At 64.5% G+C, this 24927-nt stretch carries 20 protein-coding genes and 1 tRNA gene; 16 read left to right on the forward strand and 5 right to left on the reverse strand.

The window, feature by feature from the left end; translation table 11 throughout:
- Window positions 1–137: 137 nt before the first annotated feature.
- Both Q9K01_RS05685 and rnd read right to left on the reverse strand, forming a co-directional pair.
- Window positions 138–1034, reverse strand: a complete 897-nt coding sequence (locus Q9K01_RS05685; protein ID WP_305929257.1) for a LysR substrate-binding domain-containing protein — start codon at window positions 1032–1034, stop codon at window positions 138–140.
- Window positions 1031–2323 (reverse strand): ribonuclease D, encoded by a 1293-nt coding sequence (gene rnd, locus Q9K01_RS05690; RefSeq protein ID WP_305929258.1) that lies wholly within the window; start codon window positions 2321–2323, stop codon window positions 1031–1033. Before rnd ends, Q9K01_RS05685 begins: the two co-directional genes overlap by 4 nt.
- A gap of 166 nt (window positions 2324–2489) precedes the next feature.
- Between rnd and aspS the strand changes: the two genes are divergently transcribed.
- From aspS to Q9K01_RS05770, 16 genes are all read left to right on the forward strand, one after another.
- The gene (gene aspS / locus Q9K01_RS05695; RefSeq protein WP_305929880.1) at window positions 2490–4307 is read left to right on the forward strand and encodes an aspartate--tRNA ligase; all 1818 of its coding nucleotides are present in this window, start codon (window positions 2490–2492) and stop codon (window positions 4305–4307) included.
- A 145-nt stretch (window positions 4308–4452) separates the two neighbouring features.
- Window positions 4453–4689, forward strand: coding sequence for an acyl carrier protein (locus tag Q9K01_RS05700; protein ID WP_057883643.1), 237 nt, complete (start codon window positions 4453–4455; stop codon window positions 4687–4689).
- A 98-nt stretch (window positions 4690–4787) separates the two neighbouring features.
- Window positions 4788–6047: a beta-ketoacyl-ACP synthase II gene (gene fabF, locus Q9K01_RS05705; protein WP_305929259.1), complete on the forward strand. Its 1260-nt coding sequence runs from the start codon at window positions 4788–4790 to the stop codon at window positions 6045–6047.
- Between the two features lies 1 nt (window position 6048).
- The gene (mltG, locus tag Q9K01_RS05710) at window positions 6049–7020 is read left to right on the forward strand and encodes an endolytic transglycosylase MltG (protein ID WP_305929260.1); all 972 of its coding nucleotides are present in this window, start codon (window positions 6049–6051) and stop codon (window positions 7018–7020) included.
- A 9-nt stretch (window positions 7021–7029) separates the two neighbouring features.
- The gene (locus tag Q9K01_RS05715) at window positions 7030–7539 is read left to right on the forward strand and encodes a 2'-5' RNA ligase family protein (protein WP_305929261.1); all 510 of its coding nucleotides are present in this window, start codon (window positions 7030–7032) and stop codon (window positions 7537–7539) included.
- Between the two features lie 90 nt (window positions 7540–7629).
- Window positions 7630–7706 (forward strand) — tRNA-Met (locus Q9K01_RS05720).
- Window positions 7707–8727: 1021 nt separating this feature from the next.
- On the forward strand, window positions 8728–10092 hold the full coding sequence (locus tag Q9K01_RS05725; RefSeq protein WP_305929262.1) for an efflux transporter outer membrane subunit: 1365 nt from the start codon (window positions 8728–8730) through the stop codon (window positions 10090–10092).
- Complete coding sequence (locus tag Q9K01_RS05730) at window positions 10089–11420, forward strand: efflux RND transporter periplasmic adaptor subunit (protein ID WP_305929263.1); 1332 nt, start codon at window positions 10089–10091, stop codon at window positions 11418–11420. The genes Q9K01_RS05725 and Q9K01_RS05730 overlap by 4 nt, the downstream gene beginning before the upstream one ends.
- Window positions 11417–14686: an efflux RND transporter permease subunit gene (locus Q9K01_RS05735; protein ID WP_305929264.1), complete on the forward strand. Its 3270-nt coding sequence runs from the start codon at window positions 11417–11419 to the stop codon at window positions 14684–14686. The genes Q9K01_RS05730 and Q9K01_RS05735 overlap by 4 nt, the downstream gene beginning before the upstream one ends.
- Window positions 14686–15531: a MipA/OmpV family protein gene (locus Q9K01_RS05740; RefSeq protein WP_305929265.1), complete on the forward strand. Its 846-nt coding sequence runs from the start codon at window positions 14686–14688 to the stop codon at window positions 15529–15531. Before Q9K01_RS05735 ends, Q9K01_RS05740 begins: the two co-directional genes overlap by 1 nt.
- Window positions 15528–15992 carry a GbsR/MarR family transcriptional regulator gene (locus Q9K01_RS05745; RefSeq protein WP_305929266.1) on the forward strand — a complete coding sequence of 155 codons (465 nt, stop codon included), beginning with the start codon at window positions 15528–15530 and terminating at the stop codon, window positions 15990–15992. The genes Q9K01_RS05740 and Q9K01_RS05745 overlap by 4 nt, the downstream gene beginning before the upstream one ends.
- A 462-nt stretch (window positions 15993–16454) precedes the next feature.
- Window positions 16455–16718, forward strand: coding sequence for a hypothetical protein (locus tag Q9K01_RS05750; RefSeq protein WP_305929267.1), 264 nt, complete (start codon window positions 16455–16457; stop codon window positions 16716–16718).
- 1 nt (window position 16719) lies between these two features.
- The gene (locus tag Q9K01_RS05755) at window positions 16720–18291 is read left to right on the forward strand and encodes a methyl-accepting chemotaxis protein (protein ID WP_305929268.1); all 1572 of its coding nucleotides are present in this window, start codon (window positions 16720–16722) and stop codon (window positions 18289–18291) included.
- A gap of 149 nt (window positions 18292–18440) precedes the next feature.
- The gene (gene otsB / locus Q9K01_RS05760) at window positions 18441–19184 is read left to right on the forward strand and encodes a trehalose-phosphatase (RefSeq protein WP_305929269.1); all 744 of its coding nucleotides are present in this window, start codon (window positions 18441–18443) and stop codon (window positions 19182–19184) included.
- Window positions 19185–19189: 5 nt separating this feature from the next.
- Complete coding sequence (locus tag Q9K01_RS05765; RefSeq protein WP_422785296.1) at window positions 19190–20986, forward strand: glycoside hydrolase family 15 protein; 1797 nt, start codon at window positions 19190–19192, stop codon at window positions 20984–20986.
- Window positions 20983–22374: an alpha,alpha-trehalose-phosphate synthase (UDP-forming) gene (locus Q9K01_RS05770; protein ID WP_305929882.1), complete on the forward strand. Its 1392-nt coding sequence runs from the start codon at window positions 20983–20985 to the stop codon at window positions 22372–22374. Before Q9K01_RS05765 ends, Q9K01_RS05770 begins: the two co-directional genes overlap by 4 nt.
- Window positions 22375–22437: 63 nt before the next feature.
- Here Q9K01_RS05770 and Q9K01_RS05775 read toward each other — a convergent pair whose 3' ends face one another.
- The 3 genes from Q9K01_RS05775 to Q9K01_RS05785 form a co-directional block, all read right to left on the reverse strand.
- The gene (locus tag Q9K01_RS05775) at window positions 22438–22992 is read right to left on the reverse strand and encodes a histidine phosphatase family protein (protein WP_305929270.1); all 555 of its coding nucleotides are present in this window, start codon (window positions 22990–22992) and stop codon (window positions 22438–22440) included.
- A gap of 72 nt (window positions 22993–23064) precedes the next feature.
- Complete coding sequence (locus tag Q9K01_RS05780) at window positions 23065–23958, reverse strand: FAD:protein FMN transferase (protein WP_305929271.1); 894 nt, start codon at window positions 23956–23958, stop codon at window positions 23065–23067.
- Window positions 23959–24077: 119 nt separating this feature from the next.
- Entirely contained in the window at window positions 24078–24881 is an 804-nt protein-coding gene (locus Q9K01_RS05785) for a DUF4198 domain-containing protein (RefSeq protein WP_305929272.1), read from the reverse strand.
- Window positions 24882–24927 lie beyond the last annotated feature (46 nt).

Below are 24927 nucleotides of genomic sequence, written 5' to 3' on the forward strand. Positions count from 1 at the left end.
GACGAGGTGGGATCAGCGTAGCACCGGGATCAACTCTCGTCATTGCGAGCCGCCGCAAGAGGCGTGGCAATCCAAAGCCTGACCCCGCGTTCAACACGACGCGGCAATCCACGACCCGGCTTCCCGACCGTTCTCGCTCAGCCGGCGCGCAATTCCTGGGCGAGCAGTTCGAAATCGCTGCGTCGCGGTGAATTCTTGCGCCAGACCAGCGCAATTTCCCGCTTCGCGTCCACCGCCTTGAGCGGACGCGCGACCACTCTGGTCCCCGCCAATATGCCCGCGTCGATCGCCATCTGAGGCAGGAGCGTGACGCCCAGCCCGTTATCGACCATCTGCACCAGCGTGTGGAGGCTGGTGGCGATCATGCTCGCCGATGCTTGCAGGCCGGGGCGATCGCAGGCCGCGAGCGCGTGATCGCGCAGGCAATGCCCGTCTTCCAGCAACAGCAGCCGGCCTTCGCCCAGCATGCTCGCCGGAATCTCCGCTGGCGGATCGCGCGGATCGTCATGCGGCAGCGCGACGTGGAGGATATCGTCGGCGATATGCGCTTTCTCGACTTCTCCGGTGGCGAAGGGCAGCGCCAGCAGCACGCAATCGGCGCGGCCGTGCTGGAGCGATTCGACCGCATCGGCGCTGGTTTCCTCGCGCAGCATCAGTTTCAGATCGGGGCGCTCGCGCCGCAGCCGCGGCAGAATGTGCGGCAGCATGAAAGGCGCGATCGTCGGGATCACGCTCATCCGCAGCTGGCCCGCGAGCGGCTTGCCCGCCGCCTTCACGAGATCGGAGAGTTCCTCCGCCTCGCGCAGGATGCGATGCGCTTTCTGGGTCACTTCCTGGCCAAGGGCGGTGAAGCGCACCACCCGGCGACTGCGTTCGACCAGCGTCACGCCGAGCAGCGATTCCAGCTCGCGAATGCCGGCGCTGAGCGTCGATTGGGAAACGAAACTCGCCTCCGCGGCGCGGCCGAAATGCCCATGTTCGTACAGCGCGACGAGATATTGCAGCTGTTTGATCGTGGGCAGATAGGTGCTCATCCGGCGGGCTGCTTGGCGCCGCGATCATCCCCGCCGTCGATATTTTCGCCGTCGCCGTCGACGTCAGCGGGATCTTCGTCGGAGAAATCCTCTGCATCGAAACCGTCCGATTCGTCCTGCGCGGATTTCTCCATATGAGTCATATGCAGCTTGCCGCGCTTGACCGCGAAGGCGGTGCGCCCCTCGACCAGCTCGAGCGCATCCTTGCCGAACACTTCGTAGCGCCAGCCCTGGAGGATCGGCAGGTCGCGCACGCCTGCGGCCAGCGCTTCCATTTCCTCGGTGCGGGTGAGGAGCCGCGAGGCGACATCGATCTCGCGGGCGCGGATCTTGAGCAGCAGCTTGAGCAGATCGGCGACCAGCGCGCCTTCCTTGCCCAGCGGCGCGCCGCGCTTCATCTTGGCCGGGAGCTCGTCCTTGGAGAGAGGTTCGGCCTTTTCGAGCGCCTTCATCATCCGCTTGCCGATATCGTTGTCGCGCCAGGCGTTGGAGAGGCCGCGCACCTTGGCGAGATCGGCTTGGCTCTTGGGCGGGTGCCCGGCGATGTCCGAAAGCGTCTCGTCGCGCACGATCCTTCCGCGCGGGATGTTCTTGTGCTGCGCCTCGCTCTCGCGCCAGGCGGCGAGTGCCTTGAGCCTTCCGAGGACTGCGGGATTGCGGCCCTGCTGGCGGATGCGTTTCCAGGCTTCGCCCGGTTCGTTGACGTAGTTCGCCGGATCGGAGAGCTTGTCCATCTCGGCATCGAGCCAGCCGCCGCGCCCGGTCTTGATCAGCTTCTTGAGCATCCGCGGAAAAATGGTCGCGAGATGCGTCACATCGCCGATGGCGTATTCGATCTGGCGGTCGGTCAACGGGCGGCGGCTCCAGTCGGTGAAGCGTGCGCCCTTGTCGACCGTGATGCCAAGCCAGCTTTCGACCAGATTGGCATAGCCGATCTGTTCGGACTGGCTGATCGCCATGCTCGCGATCTGGGTGTCGAAGATGGGGTGCGGGGTCTTGCCGGTGAAATTGTGGACGATCTCGACGTCCTGGCCGCCGGCGTGGAAGACCTTGAGCACCTCGTCATTGTCGCACATCAGATCCCACAGGGGCTTGAGATCGATCCCCTCGGCGAGCGGATCGATCGCCGCGGCTTCTTCCTGATTGGCGATCTGCACCAGGCACAGCTCGGGCCAATAGGTGTTCTCACGCATGAATTCGGTGTCGACGGTGACGAAATCGCTCTTCGCCAGACGCTCGCACAGTTCGGCGAGCGCCTCGGTGGTGGTAATCAGTTCGTGGATTTTCATCGTTCTTTTCTTCTCTGTGGGCGGAGTACCGCCCCCGGCCGACCGCTCGCCTTGACAAAGCTGGGGTCATGCCCTGTTAGCGCGCGCGTTTCCTGCTAAGGAGCGCGCCACGCCCAATCGATGGACGCCCCTAGCGCCATACATCCCAAATGTGAAAGACTTCCAGATGCACGCCTATCGTACCCACACCTGCGCCGCGCTCACCAAGGAGCAGGTCGGCGACACCGTGCGCCTGTCGGGCTGGGTCCACAAGAAGCGCGACCATGGCGGGGTGCTGTTCGTCGATCTGCGCGATCACTACGGGATGACGCAGATCGTCGCCGACGAGGACAGCGAGGCGCTGGCGCTGCTCGACGGGCTCAAGCTGGAATCGGTGGTCACCATCGACGGCACGGTCAAGGCGCGCAGCGAGGGCACGGTCAACGCCAACCTGCCGACCGGCGCGATCGAGGTCTATGCGCGTTCCGCGACGGTCCAGAGCCGCGCCGGTGAACTGCCGCTTCCGGTCGCGGGCGAGCAGGAGTATCCGGAGGACATCCGCCTCAAATACCGCTTCATCGATCTGCGCCGCGAGCGGGTTCACGCCAATATCATGCTGCGCAACCGGGTCATCACCAGCCTGCGCGGGCGGATGATCGACCAGGGCTTCTCCGAGTTCCAGACCCCGATCCTGGGCGCCTCGAGCCCCGAGGGCGCGCGCGACTATCTGGTCCCCAGCCGGCTGCATCCCGGGCGGTTCTATGCGCTGCCGCAGGCGCCGCAGATGTTCAAACAGCTGCTGATGGTCTCGGGTTTCGACCGTTATTTCCAGATCGCGCCGTGTTTCCGCGACGAGGACCTGCGCGCCGATCGCGCGCCCGAGTTCTACCAGCTCGACTTCGAGATGAGCTTCGTCACGCAGGAAGACGTGTTCCAGACCATCGAGCCGGTGCTGGCGGGCGTGTTCGAGGAGTTTTCGGGCGGCAAGAGCGTGACCCCCGCGGGCGAATTTCCGCGCATTCCCTATGCCGAGGCGCTGCTCAAATACGGGTCGGACAAGCCTGACCTGCGCAACCCGCTGATCATCTCCGATGTCACCGATCATTTCCAGAAGTCCGGCTTCGGCCTGTTCGAGAAGATCGTCGGCGGCGGCGGGCGGGTCCGGGTTATCCCGGCGCCCGCGACGCAGGACAAGAGCCGCAAGTTCTTCGACGACATGAACGAGTGGGCGCGGCGCGAAGGCTTTGCGGGGCTCGGCTACGTCACTCGCAAGGGCGGCGAATTCGGCGGACCGATCGCCAAGAACCACGGGACGGAGGGCATGGCCAAGCTCTATGCCGAGCTCGGGCTGGGCGAGAACGACGGGCTGTTCTTCGCCGCCGGCAAGGAGAAGGACGCCGCCAAGCTGGCTGGCGCCGCGCGCACCCGCGTCGCCGAGGAGCTGGGTCTGATCGAGCAGGATTGCTTCAAATTCTGCTGGATCGTCGATTTCCCGATGTTCGAATACGACGAGGATCTGAAGCGCGTCGATTTCAGCCACAACCCCTTCTCGATGCCGCAGGGCGAGATGGAGGCGCTGGAAAGCCAGGACCCGCTCGATATCCTCGCCTGGCAATACGACATCGTCTGCAACGGCTACGAGCTGAGCTCGGGCGCGATTCGGAACCACCGGCCGGACATCATGTACAAGGCGTTCGAGATCGCGGGTTACTCGAAGGACGAGGTCGATGCGAATTTCTCGGGCATGATCGAGGCGTTCAAGCTGGGCGCGCCGCCGCATGGCGGATCGGCGCCGGGGATCGACCGGATCGTCATGCTGCTGGCCGACGAGCCCAATATCCGCGAGGTGATCGCCTTCCCTATGAACCAGCGCGCGCAGGATCTGATGATGGGCGCGCCCTCGGTGGTCAGCGCCAAGCAGCTGCGCGAGCTCAGCATCCGCACCGTCGAACCGCCGCAGGTCGACGAGGCGAAGAAGGTCCGCACCGACGTTATCGGAGATTGAACGTTCGGGGGAGCCGCTACGCCAACTGCCGTGCCAGCCGCTACGGCAGCGGCGTCCGGATCGGCCAAGCCAGCCTCTTGCGCTCCCCCGCCGCGTTGATTAGGGCCACAGACAATTCGATAAACCCAACCCAAGAGGGAATATTATGAGCGATACTGCCGACCGCGTGCAGAAGATTGTCGTCGAGCATCTCGGCGTCGAGGCCGACAAGGTCACCCAGGAAGCCAGCTTCATCGACGATCTGGGCGCCGACAGTCTCGACATCGTCGAGCTGGTGATGGCGTTCGAGGAAGAATTCGGCGTGGAAATCCCCGACGATGCGGCCGAGAAGATCGCTACCGTCGGCGACGCCACCAAGTACATCGAAGAGCACAAGGGCTGATCGGGGCCAACTGCTCAACCCGCCGCCCCTGAGCGAGCGGGACCGGACAGGCCCGACCCGGTAGCGGGCCGGGCCTGTTGCATTTTTCGGAGAGACACATGCGTCGAGTGGTCGTTACGGGACTTGGACTGGTCACCCCGCTGGGGAGCGATGTCGAGACGGTCTGGAAGAACCTCATCGCGGGCGAAAGCGGCGCCGGTCCGATCACCCATTTCGATGCGTCGGACTACAAGTGCCAGATCGCCTGCGAGGTGAAGCCCAAGGATCATGCCTGGGGCTTCGATCCCGATCGCCGCGTCGATCCCAAGATCCAGCGCCAGGTCGATCCCTTCATCATCTTTGGCATCGACGCTGCCGGGCAGGCGCTGGAAGATGCCGGTCTGACCGACATGTCGGAAGAAGAGAAGATGCGCACCGGTTGCTCGATAGGCTCGGGAATCGGCGGATTGCCGGGAATCGAGAAGGAATCGATCAATCTGCACGAGCGCGGGCCGGGCCGGGTCAGCCCGCATTTCGTCCATGGCCGCCTGATCAATCTGATCACCGGACAGGTGCAGATCAAACACGGCTTCATGGGTCCCAACCATTCGGTGGTCACCGCCTGTTCGACCGGTGCCCATTCGATCGGCGATGCGGCGCGGATGATCGCCGCCGACGATGCCGACGTGATGCTGGCGGGCGGGGCGGAAGGCACGATCAACCCGCTCGGCATCGCCGGTTTTGCACAGGCGCGCGCGCTCAACATGAGCATGAACGACCGCCCGACCGAGGCCAGCCGCCCCTATGATCGCGACCGCGACGGTTTCGTCATGGGCGAGGGCGCAGGCGTCGTCGTACTCGAGGAATACGAGCGCGCAAAGGCTCGCGGCGCCAAGATTTACGGTGAGGTGACCGGCTACGGTCTCTCGGGCGATGCCTATCACGTCACGGCCCCGCACCCCGAGGGCAAGGGTGCCGAACTGGCGATGCGCATGGCTCTGAAGAAAGCCGGGCTCGACACCGGCGACATCGACTACATCAATGCCCATGGCACCTCGACCATGGCCGACACGATCGAACTGGCCGCCGCGATGCGGGTCTTCGGCAAGGATTTGGGCGGAGCCTCGATGTCGAGCACCAAATCGGCGATCGGCCATCTGCTCGGCGGCGCCGGCGCGGTCGAGGCGATCTTCTGCCTGTTGGCGATCCGCGACCAGATCGTCCCGCCCACGCTCAACCTCCACAATCCCGACGAAGGCACCGAGGGCGTGGATCTGGTCCCGCTGGTGGCGAGGAAGCGCGAGGTGCGCGCGGTGCTCAACAACAGCTTCGGGTTCGGCGGCACCAATGCCAGCCTGATCATGCAGAAGGTCGACTGACATGACGCGCATCGGCTGCCTTGTCGCGGCCGGGCTCGCTCTCCTGGTCGCGCTCGCCGCGATCTGGTTCGCGAGTGGCTGGTACTCCAGCGCCGAGCTGGAGGAAGACACCGAGTTCATCGTCCCCTCGGGCGCGACGCTGACTTCGGTGGCGCGCCAGATGGAGGAGGAGGGCGTGATCGCCGCGGCGGATCCCTTTCTGCTGCGCGCGAAAATCCTCGGCTCGTCGGACCCGGTGCAGGCTGGCGAGTTCCTGCTGCCTGCCGCCGCCAGTCAGGCCAGGCTGCTCGATATCCTCCAGCATGCGCAGCCGATTCGCCGGATGATCACGATTCCCGAAGGCACACCTTCGATCATCGTCCACGAAAGGCTGATGGCAGAGCCGCTGCTCACCGGCGAGATTCCCGTTCCGGTCGAGGGCTCGGTCCTGCCCGACAGCTATGATTTCCAGCGCGGCGAGGAACGCGCCGCGGTGCTGGCGCGGATGCAGGCGGCGATGCAGAACTATCTCGCCGAAGCGTGGCCGCGCCGCAAACCCGACATCGCGGTGGACAATATCGCGGATGCGGTGACGCTCGCCTCGATCGTCGAGAAGGAAACCGGGGTGGCGCGCGAGCGGCGGATGGTCGCCGGGCTCTATTCCAACCGGATCAGGGACGGAATGATGCTCCAGGCCGATCCGACGATCATCTATCCGATCACCCGTGGCAAGCCGCTGGGGCGGCGGATCCGCCAGTCGGAGATCGCCGACATCAACGACTACAACACCTATTCGATGACCGGGTTGCCCAAGGGGCCGATCACCAATCCGGGGCGCGAGGCGATCGCCGCAGTGCTCGACCCTGCCACCACCGACGCCCGCTACATGGTCGCCGACGGCACGGGCGGCCACGCCTTTGCCGAGACGCTCGCCGAGCACAATCGCAATGTCGAGAAATGGTTCGCGCTGCGGCGCGAGCGCGGGGAAATGTAGCGCCAATCGGTGTCGGACGGGGCGCTCATCCTGACGGCGGAACTGCCGCCCGAGCTGCACCGCTGGGCGACCGATCTGCGCACCGCGCATTTCCCGCCCGAGCGCAATCATCTCGAGGCGCATGTCACGCTGTTCCACGCGATCCCGCCGCAATGCGAGGACGAATTGCGCCGCCTGCTGGCGCGCGAGGCGGGAGGTATCGCGCCGATCCGCGCGCGGCTGGAGGGCGTCATGCCGTTGGGCAGCGGCACCGCCTTGCGGCTGGCAAGCCCCGACCTGCTGGACTTGCGCGATGCCATCGCCGAGCATCTGCACGGGATGTTGACCGCGCAGGACCAGCACCGCCCGCGGCTGCATGTAACGATCCAGAACAAGGTCGCTCCCAAGGAAGCCAAGGCGCTGCAGGCGCAACTCGCTGGCACGGTCGAGCCGCGGCAATTCGCATTTCCGGGGCTGGCGCTCCACCGCTACAAGGGCGGGCCGTGGGACTTCGTGCGACGCTTCGCCTTTCGCGGTTGACCGGATCGCAACCCGGCCCTAAACGCGCCGCCTGTTCCCGCGCAAGCGGGATGCTGCCGAGGAGCAAGACCCCCGCGCAGCGCCCTCCGGGGCGGAGTAGCTCAGCTGGTTAGAGCAGCGGAATCATAATCCGCGTGTCGGGGGTTCGAGTCCCTCCTCCGCTACCATGCCCCCTCGGCTGGGGGGTCTTAGATGATCGAACCAGCACATCTTTCAAGAGAGCGTCCAATCCGCCGCTAATCTCGACCTTCATCCTCCGCTGCTGGAATGGCGATCTTGGCCTTTCCTCGGCAGGCGTCACAGGAATACGGGTAATGAAGGAGCGGATGAGTTGGGCAGACGCACGTTCTCCATCCTCGCATAGTAATGCGGGCAGATCGCTCAGCGCGGTTTTGAAGCTGACGACGGCTCCGGGATGGAAATCGACCGTCGGCACGTGCCCGTCGACCGCGGCTAGCTTCGTTACCAGAACAAGTTTTTCATCTTCTAGCGGGGTATTGTCCACGCCGAACTGTTCGAGTTCGATGACGCCCGCCATGCATGCCTTCTTCAGCCGATCCATTTTCCGCTCGACCTCGGCAAGGCGTTCGCCGATCATGTCTGGCTCGTCGACCGAAAGGGCTCAAGGCGCTTTTCGCTCCGCCCGATAGGCCTCAAGGTAGGCGTTTATGAGCCACGTGTCGGAGAGATTGGCTCGCAGGGCTGCGAACACCACGCCGTCGATGTCCTACATAGGTGCGGACGTCACAAAGGCCCTGCGATGCATTACCGTCGCACTTCATGCGTGGTTTGCCGGTCTTGGCATCCAGAAGCTGGGCCCGTTGCTGCCAGTCCGGTTGCGGCTCTCCGGAGGGGTTTGTTGCCATCTAGCGACGATGATCAAGCGAGGCGCTTCTGAAGGCCTTTGCCGCACGTCTCGATAACGAGCTCCACCTCATTCACAGCGAGCACGACTCACTGTTTGGGAGAACGTGCGTTCAGATCTTTCAGGTGCTACTGAAATAACTCTCTGTTATGCGGAACTCCTGCCAAAGGAGATTCGCACTGCTTTCTCGATCATCCCTTTTGCAAGCGCAAAGCCGATTAGTGGTGCTCGCGCTTGCCGGAGCTCTATCGGCGTGTGTTTCCCCGCAATCGGACAGGCCTGAACTTCCCGGCGGACTGCCGGTAGCTTTTGCCGCGGGCGGGGTGCCGACCCAGCCCGACGACGATTGGTGGGTGCGGTTCGGGGATGAGAAGCTCACCCGTCTGATCGATGAAGCCGTGAGCGAGAGCCCGCAGGTCGGCCAGGCGTTGGCGAGAGTGGAACAGGCGCGGGCGCAGGCGCGTATCCAGCGGGCAGCGCAATTGCCGCAGGTTTCCGCCTCTGCCAGCGCGTCGCGATCGCGACAGACCCTGGGCGGCCTCGGTCCGATCGGCGATCTTCCGGGCGTTCCCGACGCAGGGGACGCACCCACCGCCTTCATTACCGAGAACTACGGGCTTTCTCTCGATGTGAGCTGGGAAACGGACTTGTTCGGTGCCATCCGTGCGCGCAGTTCAGCCGCAAGAGCCGATTTTCTCGCCAGCGAAGCCAATCTGCGCGCCGCGCGGCAGGCTGTCGCGGCACAGACCGCACGAACCTATTTCAGCCTTGTCGAAGCGCGGGCACAGGTTGATCTTTCGCAGGAAGTCGTCGAAACATTCGGCGAGATCGCCCGCCAAGTCGGGAACCGCGCCGATGTCGGCATCGCCCCGCCTAACGATAAATTGCTGGCGATCGCGAACCTCGAATCGTCGATTGCCGGTTTGCAGCAGCGTGAGGAAAACGTCGAACGGCTGACGCGGCGACTCGAGGTCCTAATGCGCGATTATCCTTCGGGAACGCTGCCTACGGCGGCTGCCCTGCCGCCGGTGCCGGCACCGCCACCAGTCGGCTTGCCGGTGGACCTCCTGACGCGCCGGCCAGACGTCGCTGCCGCGCAGTTCAATCTGCGCGCCGCCGGATATCGTACGGCGGCCGCGCAAAGATCGCTTTTGCCTTCGCTGTCCCTCACCGGATCGGCGGGTACGGCCAGCGATGCGCTCGGCGATCTTCTCGATGGCGACTTCTTCGTCTGGTCGATTGCGGGTCGGCTGCTTCAGCCCATCTTCCAGGGCGGCCGTCTGCGGGCCCAGGTCCGGCTGGCAGAGGGGCAGCGCGACGAGGCTGCGGAAACCTATGTGGATACGCTCCTCACCGCGCTGTCCGAAGTGGAGACGGCGCTTGCGATCGACGAGGAGCTGGCCACCCGCGAAGCCGCCTTGTCCAGGGCTGCAGAGGCGTCGCAACGCTCGGTCGAAATCTCCTTCAATCGTTACAGGGCGGGCATCGATCCCTTCATCACCGTGCTGCAAAGCCAGCAGGGCGCGCTCGATGCCCGCAGCTCGGTGATCGCGACCCGCCGCGCGCGGCTCGAAAACCGGATCGCTCTTCACCTCGCGCTTGGCGGCGGCTTCGGCACGCCGGCGAACACCCCGCTGTTCATTGGCGGAGGTTCGACCGCGCCCGCCCCACAGGAAACCGACCGATGAGATGCGCTCCTTTGACCGCCAGCCTGCTCCTCCTGCTAACCGCTTGCGGTGGTGGCGCGGAGGAGCCGAGCGAAGAAGAAGCCGCCGCGGCCGAACAGGCGCAGGCGATCAGCGTTCGCGTCGCCCGGGTCGAGCAAGGCACGATCCAGGCGTGGGTCTATGCTCAGGGCACCGCGCGCGCCGGCGAACGCGAGTTCCTCAGCTTCGAGAGTGCAGGGCGGGTGGCCTATGTGGATCCCCGGCTCGATGAAGGCGATCGGGTTCGTCGCGGTCAGGTGATCGCCTATCAGCAACAGGCGCGTGCCGAAGCTTCAGTGGCGAATGCCCGGGCCACGCTCGCCAACGCCCGGAGCGAAGTGACGGTCGCGCAGGCCAACCAACGCCAGGCGGCGGCCAGTCTCGAACTCGCACGCGAAACATTCGAACGCTACCGCCAGTTGCTGGCCCTCAACTCCGCATCGGAGCAGGAATTCGACGAGGCCGAAGCGCGACTTGCGGAGGCGCGAGCCGCCAAGCAAAAGGCCGACGCCCAGCTCGCTGCAGTGCGGGCCAATGTCGATGCCGCACAAGCGGGTGTGGACGAAGCCCAGGTCGCCGTGAGCGAGAGCCGCATCGTCTCTCCCATCAATGGCGTCATCGCTCGGCTGAATATCGAACAGGGCCAGTATTTCTCGCCGCAGGCCATCCAGACGGGGAGCGAGTCCGGCGCCTTGTCGACCGTCCCGGTCGTCATCATCAATCCGTCCCGCTTCGAGATTACGGTGCAATTGCCCGCCTTCGAGCGCAATGCGGTCGAAATCGGATCCGAAGTGCTGATCGAGGCGGGGGACCAGATGGCAGCGACGGCACGCGCAACGGACTCACGACCAGGGATCGGCGCGGGCCGGGCACCGGGCCTGAACGTCAGCGACTATGCCGTGCGCGGGCAGGTGGTGGCGATCTCGCCCTCGCTCGATCCGGAGAGGCGCTCCTTCCAGGTCACGATCCGGTCGAACAGCGGCTCCGTACGCCTCCAGGACGGGGAATTCGTGACGACCTGGATCGAGGGTCGCGAGGCCGAGAATACGGCGATCGTTCCCTATGATGCGATCCGCTTCGAAGACAATCAGGCGTTCGTGTTCGTCTATGATCCCCAGACCCGAACGGCTCGCCGCACTGCGGTGGAGCTCGGCCTGCAAGGAATCGAGGGCGTGGCGATCGCGGCCGGGGTGGACGCGGGGACTCCCATCGTGACGAGCGGGGTAGAGCGGCTTTCGGATGGCGACCGGGTTCGTCGGATCGGTGCGAGCGCCAGGCAGTCAGCTAGCGGAGCGAGCAAGGCCCGGTGAACGACGATCAGCACAAGAATGAGCACGACCTGCCGGCTGCCGGTGAAGCAGGCGAAGACTTGTCGCGGCAGGAGAGCGAAGCCGTCGCAAATGCGAGCGGCTTCAAGAAGTTCTTCTTCCTCAAGACGACCTTCGGCATTCTGCTCACGACGCTGTTCGTCGCCGGCGGGATCATGGCTTATTTCAGCCTCGTCAAGGAATCGCTGCCCGATCTCGACATTCCGCAGGCTACCATCACCACCACCTGGCCGGGCGCCGACCCGACCACGATGGAAGAACAGGTCACGCAGGAGATCGAGGACGAGCTGACCACGCTTGCCGATGTGAAGGCAATCAACAGCGCTTCCTTCGACAGCTTCTCCCTTATTTCGGTCGAGTTCGACGCCAGTGCCGATTCCGGCGAGGCGATCGCTCGCCTGCGCGAGACGGTGGCCGATGCCGAGGCGGAGCTGCCGTCCGAAGCGGAGAAGCCGACGATCGAGCAGGTGTCCGTCGACGATCGTCCGGTGTTGACGGTGGCCTTGTACGGCGATGCCGGCCCAGCAGCCTTCAGCACACTGGGCGAGGATCTGCAGGATCGGCTCGAGAGGATCGGCGGCGTCAACGAAGTCGATCTCGCCGGTGTGCGCGAAGAAGTCGTGCAGGTTCTGCTGCAGCCGCAACGCCTGCTGGCGCTCGGTTTGTCGCCGGTGCAGGTCAGGGATGCGATCAATCGTGCCAATCTGGAACAGCCGTTCGGCGAAATAGACAGCCAGGAAATCGGCGCCGTGGTCCGGCTGGAAGGGCAATTCCAGACGGTGGACGATCTGCGGGCTCTGCCGGTTGCAAGGTTCGGCGACGGAGCGTCTGGGCGACCGGTGCTGCTGGGGGAGATCGCCACGGTTCGCCGCCAGCTCGAAACCGAGGATTCGCGTACCTTCTACAGCGAAGGTGGCGAACGCTTCAGGCCGTCGGTCAGCCTGTCGGTCAAGAAGGTGCCCGGGGCGGATACGATCCAACTGATCGATGAGGTTCTGGCCAGCATCGAAGACTATTCGCAGACCGCCGCATGGCCGCAGGGCGTCGAGCATACCGTCATCCAGAACGAAGCCGAGACGATCTGGGATTCGTTGACCAGCGTTTTCAACAATGGCTGGCAGGCCATGCTAGCGGTCTTCATCATCCTGTTTCTCGTGCTGACCTGGCGCGAAGGACTGATTGCGGGCCTGTCGATCCCGGTGACCTTCTGCGGCGTGTTGGTCGTCATCCTGCTGATGGGATATTCGCTCAACGAGCTGGTCATTATCGGCATGGTGCTGGCCCTCGGCCTGCTGGTCGACGTGTTCATCCTGATGATGGAAGGCCTCCACGAGGACATCTACACCAACAACAAGACCTTCGGCGAAGCGGCGCTCAACACTATCGATCGCTACGCGATGCCGGCCTTTGCCGGACAACTGACGACCATTCTCGCCCTTGCGCCGCTGATGGCGATCGGCGGAGTTTCGGGCAAATTCATCAGAGTGCTGCCGATCACGGCGATCGCGTGTCTGGTCCTGGCGTATGTTGTGGCGCTGTTCGCAGCCGTGCCGCTGTCGCGCTATCTGCTCGCGCGCGTGTCGAGGGGAGATACGAAGGAGGAAACCAGCAAGGCGGACGAATTGTCGGCCGATGCATCCAATTGGCTGGAGCGGTGGACGCATGCGAACATCATCTCGAGCCGCAAGCGCGCCTGGACGTGGGTCGGCGGCGCGGTCGGCGTATTCCTGCTCTCCTGCCTCGCCATCGCGCAGACATCGCTGGTGCTCTATCCAAAGACCGATGGCGAAAACCTGGGCATCAACATCGAACTGCCCGCCTCGACACAGCTGGAAACCTCGCAGAGGATCGCGGACCAAGTCGGCGAGCTGCTGCTGGAAAAGCCCTACTTTGCCGATATCCTTAAACTTGTCGGCAGCAAGAGCCCGTTCGCCGGTGGTTCGGTAGCAGCGTCGTTGCAACCATCGACGGCGGAGAACTTCATCGGCTTTTCCGCGACCTTCGTGGATCGCGACGATCGCAATGCCCCCGGTTATGAACTGGCGGACGATCTGCGCGAAGAACTGCAGGCCTACCTCGACGCGAATGTCGCTGGCGCCGATCTTCTGGTGGTTGCGGAGACCGGGCAACCGACTTCGGGCGATCCCATCGAGATAATCCTGACCGGGCCGGACATGGCCGAGCTGCAAGATATCTCGGAAGAGGTTCAGTCCTTGCTTGAGGAAGAGCCCGGCGTGGTGGACGTGCGCGATAACCTCGGCAGCGTCACGGGAGAGATCGCCCTTCGCCCCAATCGCGAGGCGCTGGACTTCTTCGGCCTGACGCAGGCCGATCTTGCCGCGCAGATCCGCTTTGCCCTGTCCAACGATCAGATCGGCGAATTCGTCACCCCGGGCCCGGAGGACGATTTGGAAATCCGCGTTGGCACCGAGTGGCCCAGCCGCGGGGGCGGCGAAGCCGGCGGCCCGTCGCGATATGAAGAACTGGCTCTCGTTCGTGCCTTTACGCCCGGAGGCGAAAGCGTATCGCTGCTGTCGCTGCTCGAGCCGGTGCAGTCGGAAGCCGCTGTGGCCGTGAGCCACAAGAATGGCGAGCGCGCGCTGACGGTGCTTGCGAAGGACCAAGGTCGGCCGGTCACGGAGATCATCGACTCGGTGACTCCGAAACTGGAAGCGGCGATGGAGGATTGGCCGCAAGGTTATGCCTATGCCATCGGCGGAGAAGCCGAAGAGACCGCCGAGACTTTCGGTTCCGCCGGCATCGCGCTGGCGGTAGCGATCATCATGGTGTTCGGCGTGCTGGTGATCGTGTTCGACAGCTTTCCGCAGGCCTTCATTCTGATCACGACCATGCCGATGGCGCTGATCGGCACCTTCCTGGGCTTCTTCGCCTTCGGACTGAGCCTCTCTTTCTTTGCCGTCGTCGGCGTGATCGCGCTGATCGGGATCGTTGTGAACAACGGGATCGTCATGGTGGACACGATGAACTCACGCCTCACCGAAGGTTTCTCGATCGTCGATGCTGCGGCCAAGGGGGCAGCGGACCGGTTGCGACCGATCCTGACCACTTCGGTCACGACGATCGTCGGCCTCATTCCGCTGGCGATCGGCAGTCCGATGTATCGCCCGCTATGCTTTGCGATCATGTTCGGGCTGGTGACCTCCACCGTCCTGTCGCTGTTCATCATTCCCGCTCTTTACACGCTGCTGACGCGCAAGAGCCGCGCTCAGGCAGAGGCGCTCGACTGATGAGCTTTTACGGCATCGGGCGCGGGCCCGCGCGGATTTTCCGGAGAATTACTATGTACAAGCGCACATGCTTCACGCTCTGCCTCGCCGCCCTGGGAGCGACGGTTGCGAGCTCCGCCACCGCTCAGGATGGAGCGGACGAACCACGCCGGACGCGGGTGGCGCTGGGGCCGCAGATGGTGCCGAGCTACCCCGGATCCGAAACTCTGGTCCTTCGACCCCTCTTCGACATTTCGCGCGCCGAGGCGGGCGAGGAATTTGCATTCGAAGCGCCGGACGAGAGCTTTGGCTTCTCGGTGATCCGCGGAAATACGTTCACCTTCGGGCCGTCTCTAGGCCTCGAAGGAAAGCGAGCGTCCGACGACGTAGGGGGGCTTCCAAAGGTCGGCTTTTCGGTCGAGTTCGGAGGTTTCGCACAGCTTGAAGTGGGCGAAAACCTTCGCTTGCGCGCCGAGGCAAGGCAGGGCGTGACCGGCCACGACGGTTTCATCTCCGTCGTGAGCGCCGACTACGTTATCCGTGACGGCGATCGGCAGCTCCTGTCCTTCGGCCCCCGTGTAACGATGACCGACAGCAAATATCAGGATGCCTACTTCGGAATCTCTCCCGCCGCCGCTTCCCCGGGTCTCCTGGCGTACGATGCCGATGGCGGGATCCAGTCGGTGGGCGCGACAGTCGGGTACATCCAGCAGATCAGCTCGCGTTGGGGCATCTACAGCTACGCGAAATACGACCGGCTCGTTGGCGATCCCGGCGACTCCCCTGTCGTCGTTGCGTTCGGCTCGCGTGACCAGTTTGCCGGCGGCATCGCCCTGACTTACACCTTCGGGAGAGGGCGCAAATGAGCAGCAATTCCATCCCGCTCACGCCCGCAGAAATCGAATTCATCGAGCGGATGGGGATCAATGCTGAGGCCGATGGACAGGCCCGGATAACGGGTCGCATCTGGGGACTGCTGATGGTCGTCGCCCGGATGCTGACATCCGCCGAAATCGCCGGCACGCTTCAGGTCAGCCGCGGCAGCGTCAGCACCAATCTCCGCCTGCTGGAAAGTCTCGAAATCATCGAGCGTCGCTCGAAACCCGGCGAGCGTGAGATCTACTTTGCCATGCGTCCCAATCCGTACAATTCGCTCATCCGACAGTTCGCCCAGCGATTCGCGAAGCATCGTCGAATGGTCGAGGAGGCAGCGGCGCATATGGATCGTCAGGAAGGAAGGCAAAACCTCGCCAACCTGGCGCGTTTCTATGGTCTCATGGAAAAGCAGCACCGCAGTCTTTTGGACGATCTGGACGACGAGCAATGAAGCGCTGTGCGCTCTATTGGCCTCGAAGGCTCTGCGCAACTGAAGGTAAACGAGGTGACGATCCGAGTCTTGGTCGAACCATATTAGTATCGCCTTCTCAAACGAGGTCGCGATTTCACGCTTGTTGCCATCGACCGTCGAGGAGATCGCAGCACAGACCGACGGAGCCGTCGACTGTTATGAAACAAGCATCCCGCGATTGCTGGGCCGGTTCAATCTGTCTTAGGCCACGGAATAGGCCCCAAAGCCCGCCATCGGTTGCGGCGATCCCGGGAGCGAATTTCGGCTGCGCGCAAACGCCTTCCCCGTTCCCGCTCTATAATGCCTTTTGGAGCGGTGCTGGTGCCGTCTTCGATGTCGCAATGTGTTTCGCGGGACCGTCGGTGCATGAGGATAAACGAACAGAAGCGGCGCGAAGCCCGGGCTGCGGACGGTCCGCGGCGCTGGGGTTTGCTCGTCCATATGGGACTGCTCGCGCTGGTGCCGTTGCTCATGGTGGTTCCGACGCAGGGCAAGATGCTCATCGTTCCGCTCGCCTCGAGCGCACCGGGCGCATCTTTGGTTTGGGCCAGTCGCGCCGGGGCGCTGTTGATGGGGCCTGGCCCGCTGCCCGGGTCGGTGCTGGTCGATGCTTCCGCCGGCCAGCTCTGGCTGCCGGCATTGAGCAACGGCGCCGTGCTCTTGCGATCGAATGCTACGACTTGCGGTACATCGGTGGAGTTTTGAAATGACCGTCCTGACACTCGATTCCCTGCGACTTACCGGCGTGCGCGTGCTCGCCGCCATGACCGCGCTGCTGGCGCTGGCTACGGTGGCAGGCGCGGTCGCCGTCGGACCGGACGGGGCGATTATCGCTGCGCTCCTCGCCGTGGGAGTAACGATCTATCCCGCCCTTGCCGCGATCAACAGCCGCATCGATCCCGCTGCGCGGCTCGCCGCCGCAGCCGGCGTGGTCACGGTGCCGGCGCTGCTGCTGTTCGTGTTCCAGGGTGCAGCGTGGCAGACCGATCTGCACATGGTGTTCTTCGCCGCGCTGGCGATGGTGGTGATCCTGTGCGACTGGCGGGCGATCGCATTGGCGACGGGCGTCGTCGCGGTGCATCATCTGGTGGTCGGCATGGCGATGCCGGCATGGGTCTTCCCCAATGGCGGGTCCTTCGGCCGGATCGTGCTGCACGCGGTGATCCTGCTGACGGAAGCCGCGACTCTGGCGTGGATTTCGCGCAATGTGGTCTCGCTCATCGCCGCGATCGAAGATGCGGAACAGCAGCGCCGGGCAACTCAGGACCAGATCGACGCCGAGCGCACCCGTCAGACCGAAGAGCTTACCGGCGTCGTGGCCAATCTGGAGGCTGGGCTGGCACGCCTCGCCTCGGGCGATCTTACCCGCGACATCGATGCGCGCTTCCCCGAAAGCTATGCGACGCTGCGGACCAATTTCAACGCCGCGATCGCAGCGCTGCGCGAGTTGGTCGGCGCCATCAGCGAACGCGCGGAGCGAATCAGCGGCGGCTCGCATGAAATCGCGCAGGCCTCCGAGGATCTCGCGCGGCGGACCGAGGCGAGTGCCGCCAGTCTCGAGCAGAGTTCCGCCGCCGTCCAGCAGATGGATGAGCGGCTGCGCGGCGGCGCCGCAGCAGCCCAGCGCACCGTGCAGCGAGCCGACCGCACTCTGGACACCGTGGCCACCGGCCGCAGCACCGCCGACGATGCCATGCAGGCGATGACCAGCGTGGCCGAAGGCGCCAAGGGCATCGACGATGTCATCGAGGGTCTCGACAAGATCGCCTTCCAGACGCGGGTGCTCGCCATGAACGCCGCGGTCGAGGCGGGTCGGGCCGGCGAGGCGGGGCGTGGCTTCGCGGTGGTCGCCGATCTCGTTTCCGCGCTCGCCATGCGGGCGGAGGAAGAGGCGGGCCGCGCTCGGGAACAACTGACCTCCACCCAGGGCGATATCGCGGTGGCGGTCGGCATGGTCCGCAAGGTCGATGGCGCGCTGGCCGAAATCGTCAGCGATGTCAGCGAAGTGAACGCGATGCTGCGCGAGCTGGCGCAGGACAACGAGGCGCAGGCGGGCACGATCGGCGAAATCAGCACCGCGATCGGGGCAATGGACCAGGCGACCCAGCAAAACGCCGCGATGGTCGAAGAGACGTCGGCCGCGACGCGCAATCTCAGCAGCGAGGTGAACGAGTTGACCGAACATGCCCGCCGCTTCGTCATCGACGAAGCCGATGAGCGGACGGTGACCGAAAAGGGGCTGGCGCAGTCTGAGGGATTTCGCCTCGCTGCCGCGTGACGATCTGCTCGGACCCGCCGTCGTCCCTCAGGCCTCGTCCCTTGGGGCGGCGGGCTTCGGAGCCTCCCTTCGCGACGACTTTTCCACAGAACGCCGGTTTGCAGGATCGAGGTTTGACCTGCGGGCGCGACGCATTATGGCCGCGCGGCATGAGCCAATCTGCTCCGCTTCTTGCGCCACCGTCTCTTGCTTCGCTGCTGGCCGCCGGACCGGTGGCGCTGTTCCTCGATTTCGATGGCACGCTGGTTGAGATTGCCGCACGCCCCGACGCGATCGCGGTTCCCGCAAAGCTGGTCTCCAAGCTCGCGCGCCTGTCCGACCGGCTGGGAGGGCGCCTGGCGTTGGTCAGCGGGCGCTCGCTGGAAGATTTGGAAACGCATCTGGGATCTCTCGCCGTCGCCAGCGCGGGTTCGCATGGGGCCGACCGGCGCTGGCCCGACGGCTCGCACCTGGGCGGCGCACCGCTAAGCCTCGCTGCGGAAACGATTGCCGAGGTCGAGGACTACGCCAGAGCGCAGGAACTGATCTTCGAGACGAAGTCGCACGGTTGCGCGCTGCACTACCGCGGGCGGCCCGAGGCGGGGGAGAGTGCCGAGGCGTTCATGCGCACGATCGCGGCGCGCGAGGGTCTGGCCGTCAAGACCGGCAAATGCGTGGTCGAGCTGGTGCATGAGGGTGCGGATAAGGGCGGCGCGGTGCGCGCCTTCATGGAGCAGCCGCCGTTTGCGGGCGCGCGCCCGGTGTTCATCGGCGACGACGTGACCGACGAGGACGGCTTTGCCGGCTGCACGCAAGCCGGCGGCTTCGGAGTTCTGGTCGGGGACGAACGCGAAACGGCAGCCGAATTCCGGCTGGCGGACGTTGACGCAGTGTACGATTGGCTGGAGTTTTAGACCTGTTGGACAAGCCCAATCTCGAACTCTGGCCGATCGGCAATTGCCAGGTCAGCGCGCTGGTCGATACCGAAGGCGCATTCGCCTGGGGTTGCGTGCCCCGGGTCGATGGCGATCCGGTGTTCTGCACGCTGCTCAATGGCGCCCGACGCGACGAGGGCGTGTGGCGGTTCGAGATCGAAGGGCAGGTCTCCGCAACGCAACATTATCGCCGCAACACTCCGATCCTGGTGACCCGGCTCGAGGCGGAAGACGGCAGCGCGCTGGAAATTCACGATTTCTGCCCCCGCTTCGAGCGTTCGGGGCGGATGTATCGCCCGGTCGCATTCATCCGCATCGTGCGGCCGGTGGCGGGCACGCCGCGGCTGCGGATGGTTCTGGCGCCGATGAAGGATTACGGCGGCGCGCGCGCGGAGAACACGAGCGGTACCAACCATATCCGCTATCTGGTCGAACCGCAGGCACTGCGGTTGAGCACCGATGCGCCGGTCGGCTATGTGCTCGAAAACCGGACGTTCCGGCTGGAGCACGATCTGCACTTCTTCCTGGGCCCGGACGAGCCTTTCGTCGGCAATCTGCGGGCCGAAGTGCGCCAGATGGAAGCCTTGACCGAGAGATACTGGACGCATTGGACGCGCGGGCTGCACATCCCGCTCGAATGGCAGAACGAGGTTATCCGCTGCGCCATTGCGCTCAAGCTGTGCCAGCACGAGGAAACCGGCGCGATCGTCGCCGCGCTGACCACTTCGGTGCCAGAAGCGCCGCATAGCGAGCGCAATTGGGACTACCGCTACTGCTGGATTCGCGATTCCTATTACACGGTGCAGGCGCTCAACCGGCTCGGCGCGCTCGACGTGCTGGAGAAATACCTCACCTATCTGCGCAACATCATCGACAGCGCCAAGGGTGGGCGCATCCAGCCGCTTTATTCGGTGATGGGCCAGAGTGAGCTCGACGAAGGCCACGAAACCGCACTGGCCGGCTATCGCGGGATGGGTCCGGTGCGGCGCGGCAACGCGGCCTTCATGCAGATACAGCACGATTGCTATGGCCAGATCGTGCTGCCTACGGTGCAGGGCTTCTTCGACCGGCGGCTGCTGCGGATGGCCGACGAGAGAGATTTCGAAAGCCTCGAGCAGGTTGGCGAGATGGCCTGGGCGATGCACGATCAGCCCGACGCCGGGCTGTGGGAATTTCGGACCCGGCAGGAAGTCCACACCTATTCCGCGGTCATGTGCTGGGCTGCCTGCGACCGGCTAGCCAATGTCGCCGACCGGCTGGGACGTGGGGATCGCTGTGAAGTGTGGCATCAACGCGCCGATGCCATCCGCGCCAAAATCGAGAGCGAAGCCTGGGTGGAGAACGGCGAGTTGGGTGGCCATTACGGCGCCAGCTTCGAAAGCGATTATCTCGACGCCAGCCTGCTGCAGATGGTCGAACTGCGCTTCCTGTCGCCCGACAACGAACGGTTCCTCTCGACCTTCGCCGCGGTCGAGCGCGAGTTGCGACGCGGCGACCATATGCTGCGCTATGCGGCCGAGGACGATTTCGGCGCGCCCGAAACCGCGTTCAACGTCTGCACCTTCTGGCTGATCGAGGCGCTCCATCTGGTGGGGCGGGATTCCGAAGCGCGGGTGCTGTTCGAGACGATGCTCAGCCACACCACCCGCTCGGGGTTGCTGAGCGAGGATCTCGATTACGAAACCGGCGAGCTTTGGGGGAACTTCCCCCAGACTTACTCGCTCGTAGGGGTAATCAATTGCGCCGGACTGTTGTCCAAACCATGGAGTGAAGTCCGATAGGCAAGCTCATCGTCGTTTCGAACCGGGTCGCCGTTCCGAAGGCCCGAGGTGCCGCAGGCGCTCAGGGCGGTCTGGCCGGCGCGCTCAATTCCGCGCTGCGCGACTACAAGGGCATCTGGTTCGGCTGGTCGGGCGCCGAAAGCGACGACGAGAACGATGAGATTTCTACGCAGAGCCACGAGGGCGTCACCACGGCGACCATCGATCTCTCGCACCGAGATATCGACGAATATTACAACGGCTATGCCAATGCCACGCTGTGGCCGCTGTTTCACTTTCGGCTCGACCTCACCGAATATGAGCGCGAGACCGGCAAGGGCTACGAGCGGGTCAACGAGCGCTTCGCCGACAGCGTCACCCCGCTGATCGAGGAAGACGATCTCGTCTGGGTCCACGATTATCATCTGATCCCGTTGGGCGAACGACTGCGCTCGCGAGGGCTGAAGAACCGGATCGGCTTCTTCCTGCATATTCCCTGGCCGCCGACGCGGCTGTTCGTGTCCTTGCCCTATCATGAGCGGCTCGTGCGCACGATGTTGCACTACGATCTGGTCGGTTTCCAGACCGTGGAATGGCGCGAGAGCTTCCTGCATTATTGCTCCGAGGAACTGGGCGCCGAGGTGAACGAGGAAACCGGTTCGGTTACGCTGGATGGTCGGACGACCATCGCCAAGGCCTATCCGATCGGGATCGACTGGGATCATTTCCAGGCCGAAGGCGAGACCGGCGAGGCGCGCCAGGCGGGCCAGCGGCTGCTCTCCTCGACCCGCCGCCGCACTGCGATGATCGGTGTCGATCGGCTCGACTATTCGAAGGGTCTGCCCGAGCGGCTGGACGGGATCGGGCGGTTCTTCGACCAGTTCCCCGAGCGGGTGCGCGATCTCGTCTTCATCCAGATCGCGCCGCCCAGCCGCGAGGATGTCGAAAGCTACAAGCAAATCCGCGCCGAACTCGAGCAGAAGGCGGGGCAGATCAACGGCGCGCGCTCGGAAGTGGACATGGTCCCGATCCGCTACGTCAATCGCGGCTACAGTCACGCCGAGCTGTTCGGCTTTTTCCGGGCGGCGAAGATCGGGCTGGTCACGCCGCTGCGCGACGGAATGAATCTGGTGGCGAAGGAATATGTGGCCGCGCAGGATCCTCTCGATCCCGGGGTGTTGATCCTCTCGCAATTCGCGGGGGCGGCGTTGCAGATGCCCGAATCGCTGATCGTCAATCCACACAGCCCCGACGACATGGCCTATGCCATCCGTACCGCGCTCGACATGCCGCTGGCCGAGCGCCAGCGCCGCTACGAAGCGACGATCGACACCGTGCGCGACGACAACGTCCAGCATTGGACCAAGGATTTCATGGCCGATCTGACGAGTATCGGCACCTCCGGCTAGTCGCGGTTCGGCGAAAATGGGCGACCGCAAGCGAGCCCTAGTTGCGAAAACCTTTGCGAGCGGTCACCGGATTTCGAAGGTTTCGAGCCGGCCCTCCGGACCGATCGCAAAAACCGTTCCGTAATCCTGTTCCTCCAGCGGAGGGGGCGGCGTTGCGCCGAAGCGTCCGATCAGGTCGTGAACGGTGTTGCTGTGGCCGACGATCAGAAGCGATCCGCCGACCTTATCGGCCGCCGCAACCAGCGCCTGCGGCTGGCGGGGATCGTATGGGGTGACCGAAACGCCCAGCCGTTCCGCGAGTGGGCCGGCAGTTTCCATCGCCCGGCGCGTCGGCGTTGCGAAGATCGCGGCGATGCCTTTTTCGGCCAGCATTTCCGCCAGCCGCCCTGCGGCTTCAGCACCCTGGGAATTGAGCGACGGGTCGTCGCCTTGTGCCTTGTGCAGATGCCGGACGACAAAGATCGTCCCCCGGTCCGCAACCGTTGCCGACCGGATGGCGAGGGGCCCCGGCGGCTCGGCGCATGCACCCACCGCCAGTGCCGCGAGCAACACCATCCACAGCCAGCTCTTCATCTTGTCATCCTTGCCCGTTGCGGCGAATTCGGTACCCTCGCCCACTGCCGTCTGCAATGAAGCCCTGGCAGCCGGAAAGGATCAGTTCGCGACCATTCCGGCCATTCCGCACCCATTCTAGCTAGCCCATTTCGCCCAGGCTCCGCTCTCGATGACTTCTGATTTCATCACTATCCTCGCGGGGATCGCGTGCGCATCGGCGAACTGCTTGCCCTTTTCGCGGCCGAGCACGGTGATGGCCGTAGCCAGCGCGTCCGCCTGCATACAGCCCGGGTGAAGCACGGTTACGGAGAGTATGTCGTCCCCCAAAGGCGATCCGCTTCCCGGTTCGATCGTATGGCTCCAGGAGTATTCGCCGATCCAGCGTCGGCGGGAGCAGTTTCCCGAAGTGGCAATGGACCAGCCGGTCAACCCTACGCGCGTGGCTGGAACTGCGCTCGCGAGTGGAACCTCGAGATCGACCCACCACGGGAAGCCGTCGGCGCGCAGGCCCGCTCCACGCAATTCGCCGCCAATATTCAGCAGCGCGTGATCGACGCCGAGCCGGGCGATCGCTGCCATGCCTGCATCGACAGCGAAACCCTTGGCGATGCCGGAAAAATCGAGCACGAGCCCGCCCGGTTGAAACAGGAGCCGACCGCTTTCTTCGAGCGTCACATCCTGCCAATCATACCGGCGGGTGCGAGCGGCGTCGTCTTTGGAGGGGAGCCGGTCGAGGAGCGGCCAATACCCGAAGCCCCACAGGTCCGACGCGGCGCCGATCGTCGGATCGAATGCGCCCGAGCTCGCCCTGGCGATGTTCAGAGCGCAATCCAGGACATAGGCGAATTCCTCCGCAAGCCGATGCCGGCTTCCCGGTGCTGCGCTGTTGAAGCGGCTGAGATCGGAAGCTTCATCCCATTGGCTCATCTGGCTGGTGACGCGTGCGAAAACCTCTTCGAGCGCGGCGCGCAGCTGCTTGTCGCCGACCGAAACCGGAGCGACCGCTTCCAGCGACCAGTCCGTGCCCATTGTTTCGCCGGACAGCAAGGTCGCCCGGCTATCGACGGGCGGAGGCGCGATTTCCGCCGCCCGTCCCAAGGGGAGAAGCAGTTGCCCCGCTCCTTCCGGCGCCAAGCTGCCCGATGCCCTCAAAGCGGCAGGAATTCGAGCACAGCAGTATAGGAAGCGCGCCTCTCGGGCTTGCCTTCCAAGGCTTCCTGAGCGCTGGATGCCTCGAGATAATACATCCCGGGTTCGCCCGCTTCCAGCGTCACCCGGCCTTCGGCATCGGTCCGCAGCATGGCGATGCCCGGATCGTCGCGATAGCGCGTTCCGCCTGCGACGAACTCGACCTCCAAGTCCGCTGCCGGCTGGCCGTCGAGCAGGAACCGCATCACTGCCGGTTCGCCCGCAACGATATCGTTGGGATGCGTGACCGGGACCATCTCGAGCCCGCTGTTGGTGGGCGCGAGCGCGCCGGTGCTGGGAGCGCCGAGCGTGACGAAGGTTTCGGTGCGCGAATGGTTGTGGCTGGTGCGGATGTCGCTCGCGTCCGCGGGCAGCTCTGCGGTGGCACCGCGGAAGCGGTGGCGTTCGCCGTTGAGCGAGTAGGATCCCATCACTCCGTCGCTGACCAGCGCGATCCGGTAGGTGCCTTGCTCTGCCAGCGGCACGTCGAACACGCTGCGATAGGCGCCCGAGCCCAAGATAGCCGGATTCACTGGCTCGCCATCGGGGCCGGTGACCACCAGCGAATCGAGCGGCATCGGGCGATGCTCGAACACGAACAACCCGTTCGAGGCAGCGGCATCGACCGTCACGAGGTCGCTCTCGCCCGCCAGCACGGTGGCGGAGGGGAGCAGCCAGCGCCGGTGGGCGTCGGCTGCGCTGGGGAGGAGGGCGGTGAGCCCAAGGGCGGCGCCGAGGGCGAGCAGGCTGGGTTTGGCAAACATGACAGAATCCTTTTAGGGCGAATCGTGGAGGGATAGGGGTATCGGG

The sequence above is a fragment of the Qipengyuania benthica genome (assembly GCF_030717865.1).
In the GTDB taxonomy this organism is placed as follows: domain Bacteria; phylum Pseudomonadota; class Alphaproteobacteria; order Sphingomonadales; family Sphingomonadaceae; genus Qipengyuania; species Qipengyuania benthica.

What these genes read in the sequence shown, in the direction of transcription:
- Q9K01_RS05685 (WP_305929257.1), bottom strand. Translation starts at nt 1,034, where the DNA reads ATGAGCACCTATCTGCCCACGATCAAACAGCTGCAATATCTCGTCGCG.
- rnd (WP_305929258.1), bottom strand. Translation starts at nt 2,323, where the DNA reads ATGAAAATCCACGAACTGATTACCACCACCGAGGCGCTCGCCGAACTG.
- aspS (WP_305929880.1), top strand. Translation starts at nt 2,490, where the DNA reads ATGCACGCCTATCGTACCCACACCTGCGCCGCGCTCACCAAGGAGCAG.
- Q9K01_RS05700 (WP_057883643.1), top strand. Translation starts at nt 4,453, where the DNA reads ATGAGCGATACTGCCGACCGCGTGCAGAAGATTGTCGTCGAGCATCTC.
- fabF (WP_305929259.1), top strand. Translation starts at nt 4,788, where the DNA reads ATGCGTCGAGTGGTCGTTACGGGACTTGGACTGGTCACCCCGCTGGGG.
- mltG (WP_305929260.1), top strand. Translation starts at nt 6,049, where the DNA reads ATGACGCGCATCGGCTGCCTTGTCGCGGCCGGGCTCGCTCTCCTGGTC.
- Q9K01_RS05730 (WP_305929263.1), top strand. Translation starts at nt 10,089, where the DNA reads ATGAGATGCGCTCCTTTGACCGCCAGCCTGCTCCTCCTGCTAACCGCT.
- Q9K01_RS05740 (WP_305929265.1), top strand. Translation starts at nt 14,686, where the DNA reads ATGAGCTTTTACGGCATCGGGCGCGGGCCCGCGCGGATTTTCCGGAGA.
- Q9K01_RS05745 (WP_305929266.1), top strand. Translation starts at nt 15,528, where the DNA reads ATGAGCAGCAATTCCATCCCGCTCACGCCCGCAGAAATCGAATTCATC.
- Q9K01_RS05750 (WP_305929267.1), top strand. Translation starts at nt 16,455, where the DNA reads ATGGGACTGCTCGCGCTGGTGCCGTTGCTCATGGTGGTTCCGACGCAG.
- Q9K01_RS05755 (WP_305929268.1), top strand. Translation starts at nt 16,720, where the DNA reads ATGACCGTCCTGACACTCGATTCCCTGCGACTTACCGGCGTGCGCGTG.
- otsB (WP_305929269.1), top strand. Translation starts at nt 18,441, where the DNA reads ATGAGCCAATCTGCTCCGCTTCTTGCGCCACCGTCTCTTGCTTCGCTG.
- Q9K01_RS05780 (WP_305929271.1), bottom strand. Translation starts at nt 23,958, where the DNA reads ATGGGCACGGACTGGTCGCTGGAAGCGGTCGCTCCGGTTTCGGTCGGC.
- Q9K01_RS05785 (WP_305929272.1), bottom strand. Translation starts at nt 24,881, where the DNA reads ATGTTTGCCAAACCCAGCCTGCTCGCCCTCGGCGCCGCCCTTGGGCTC.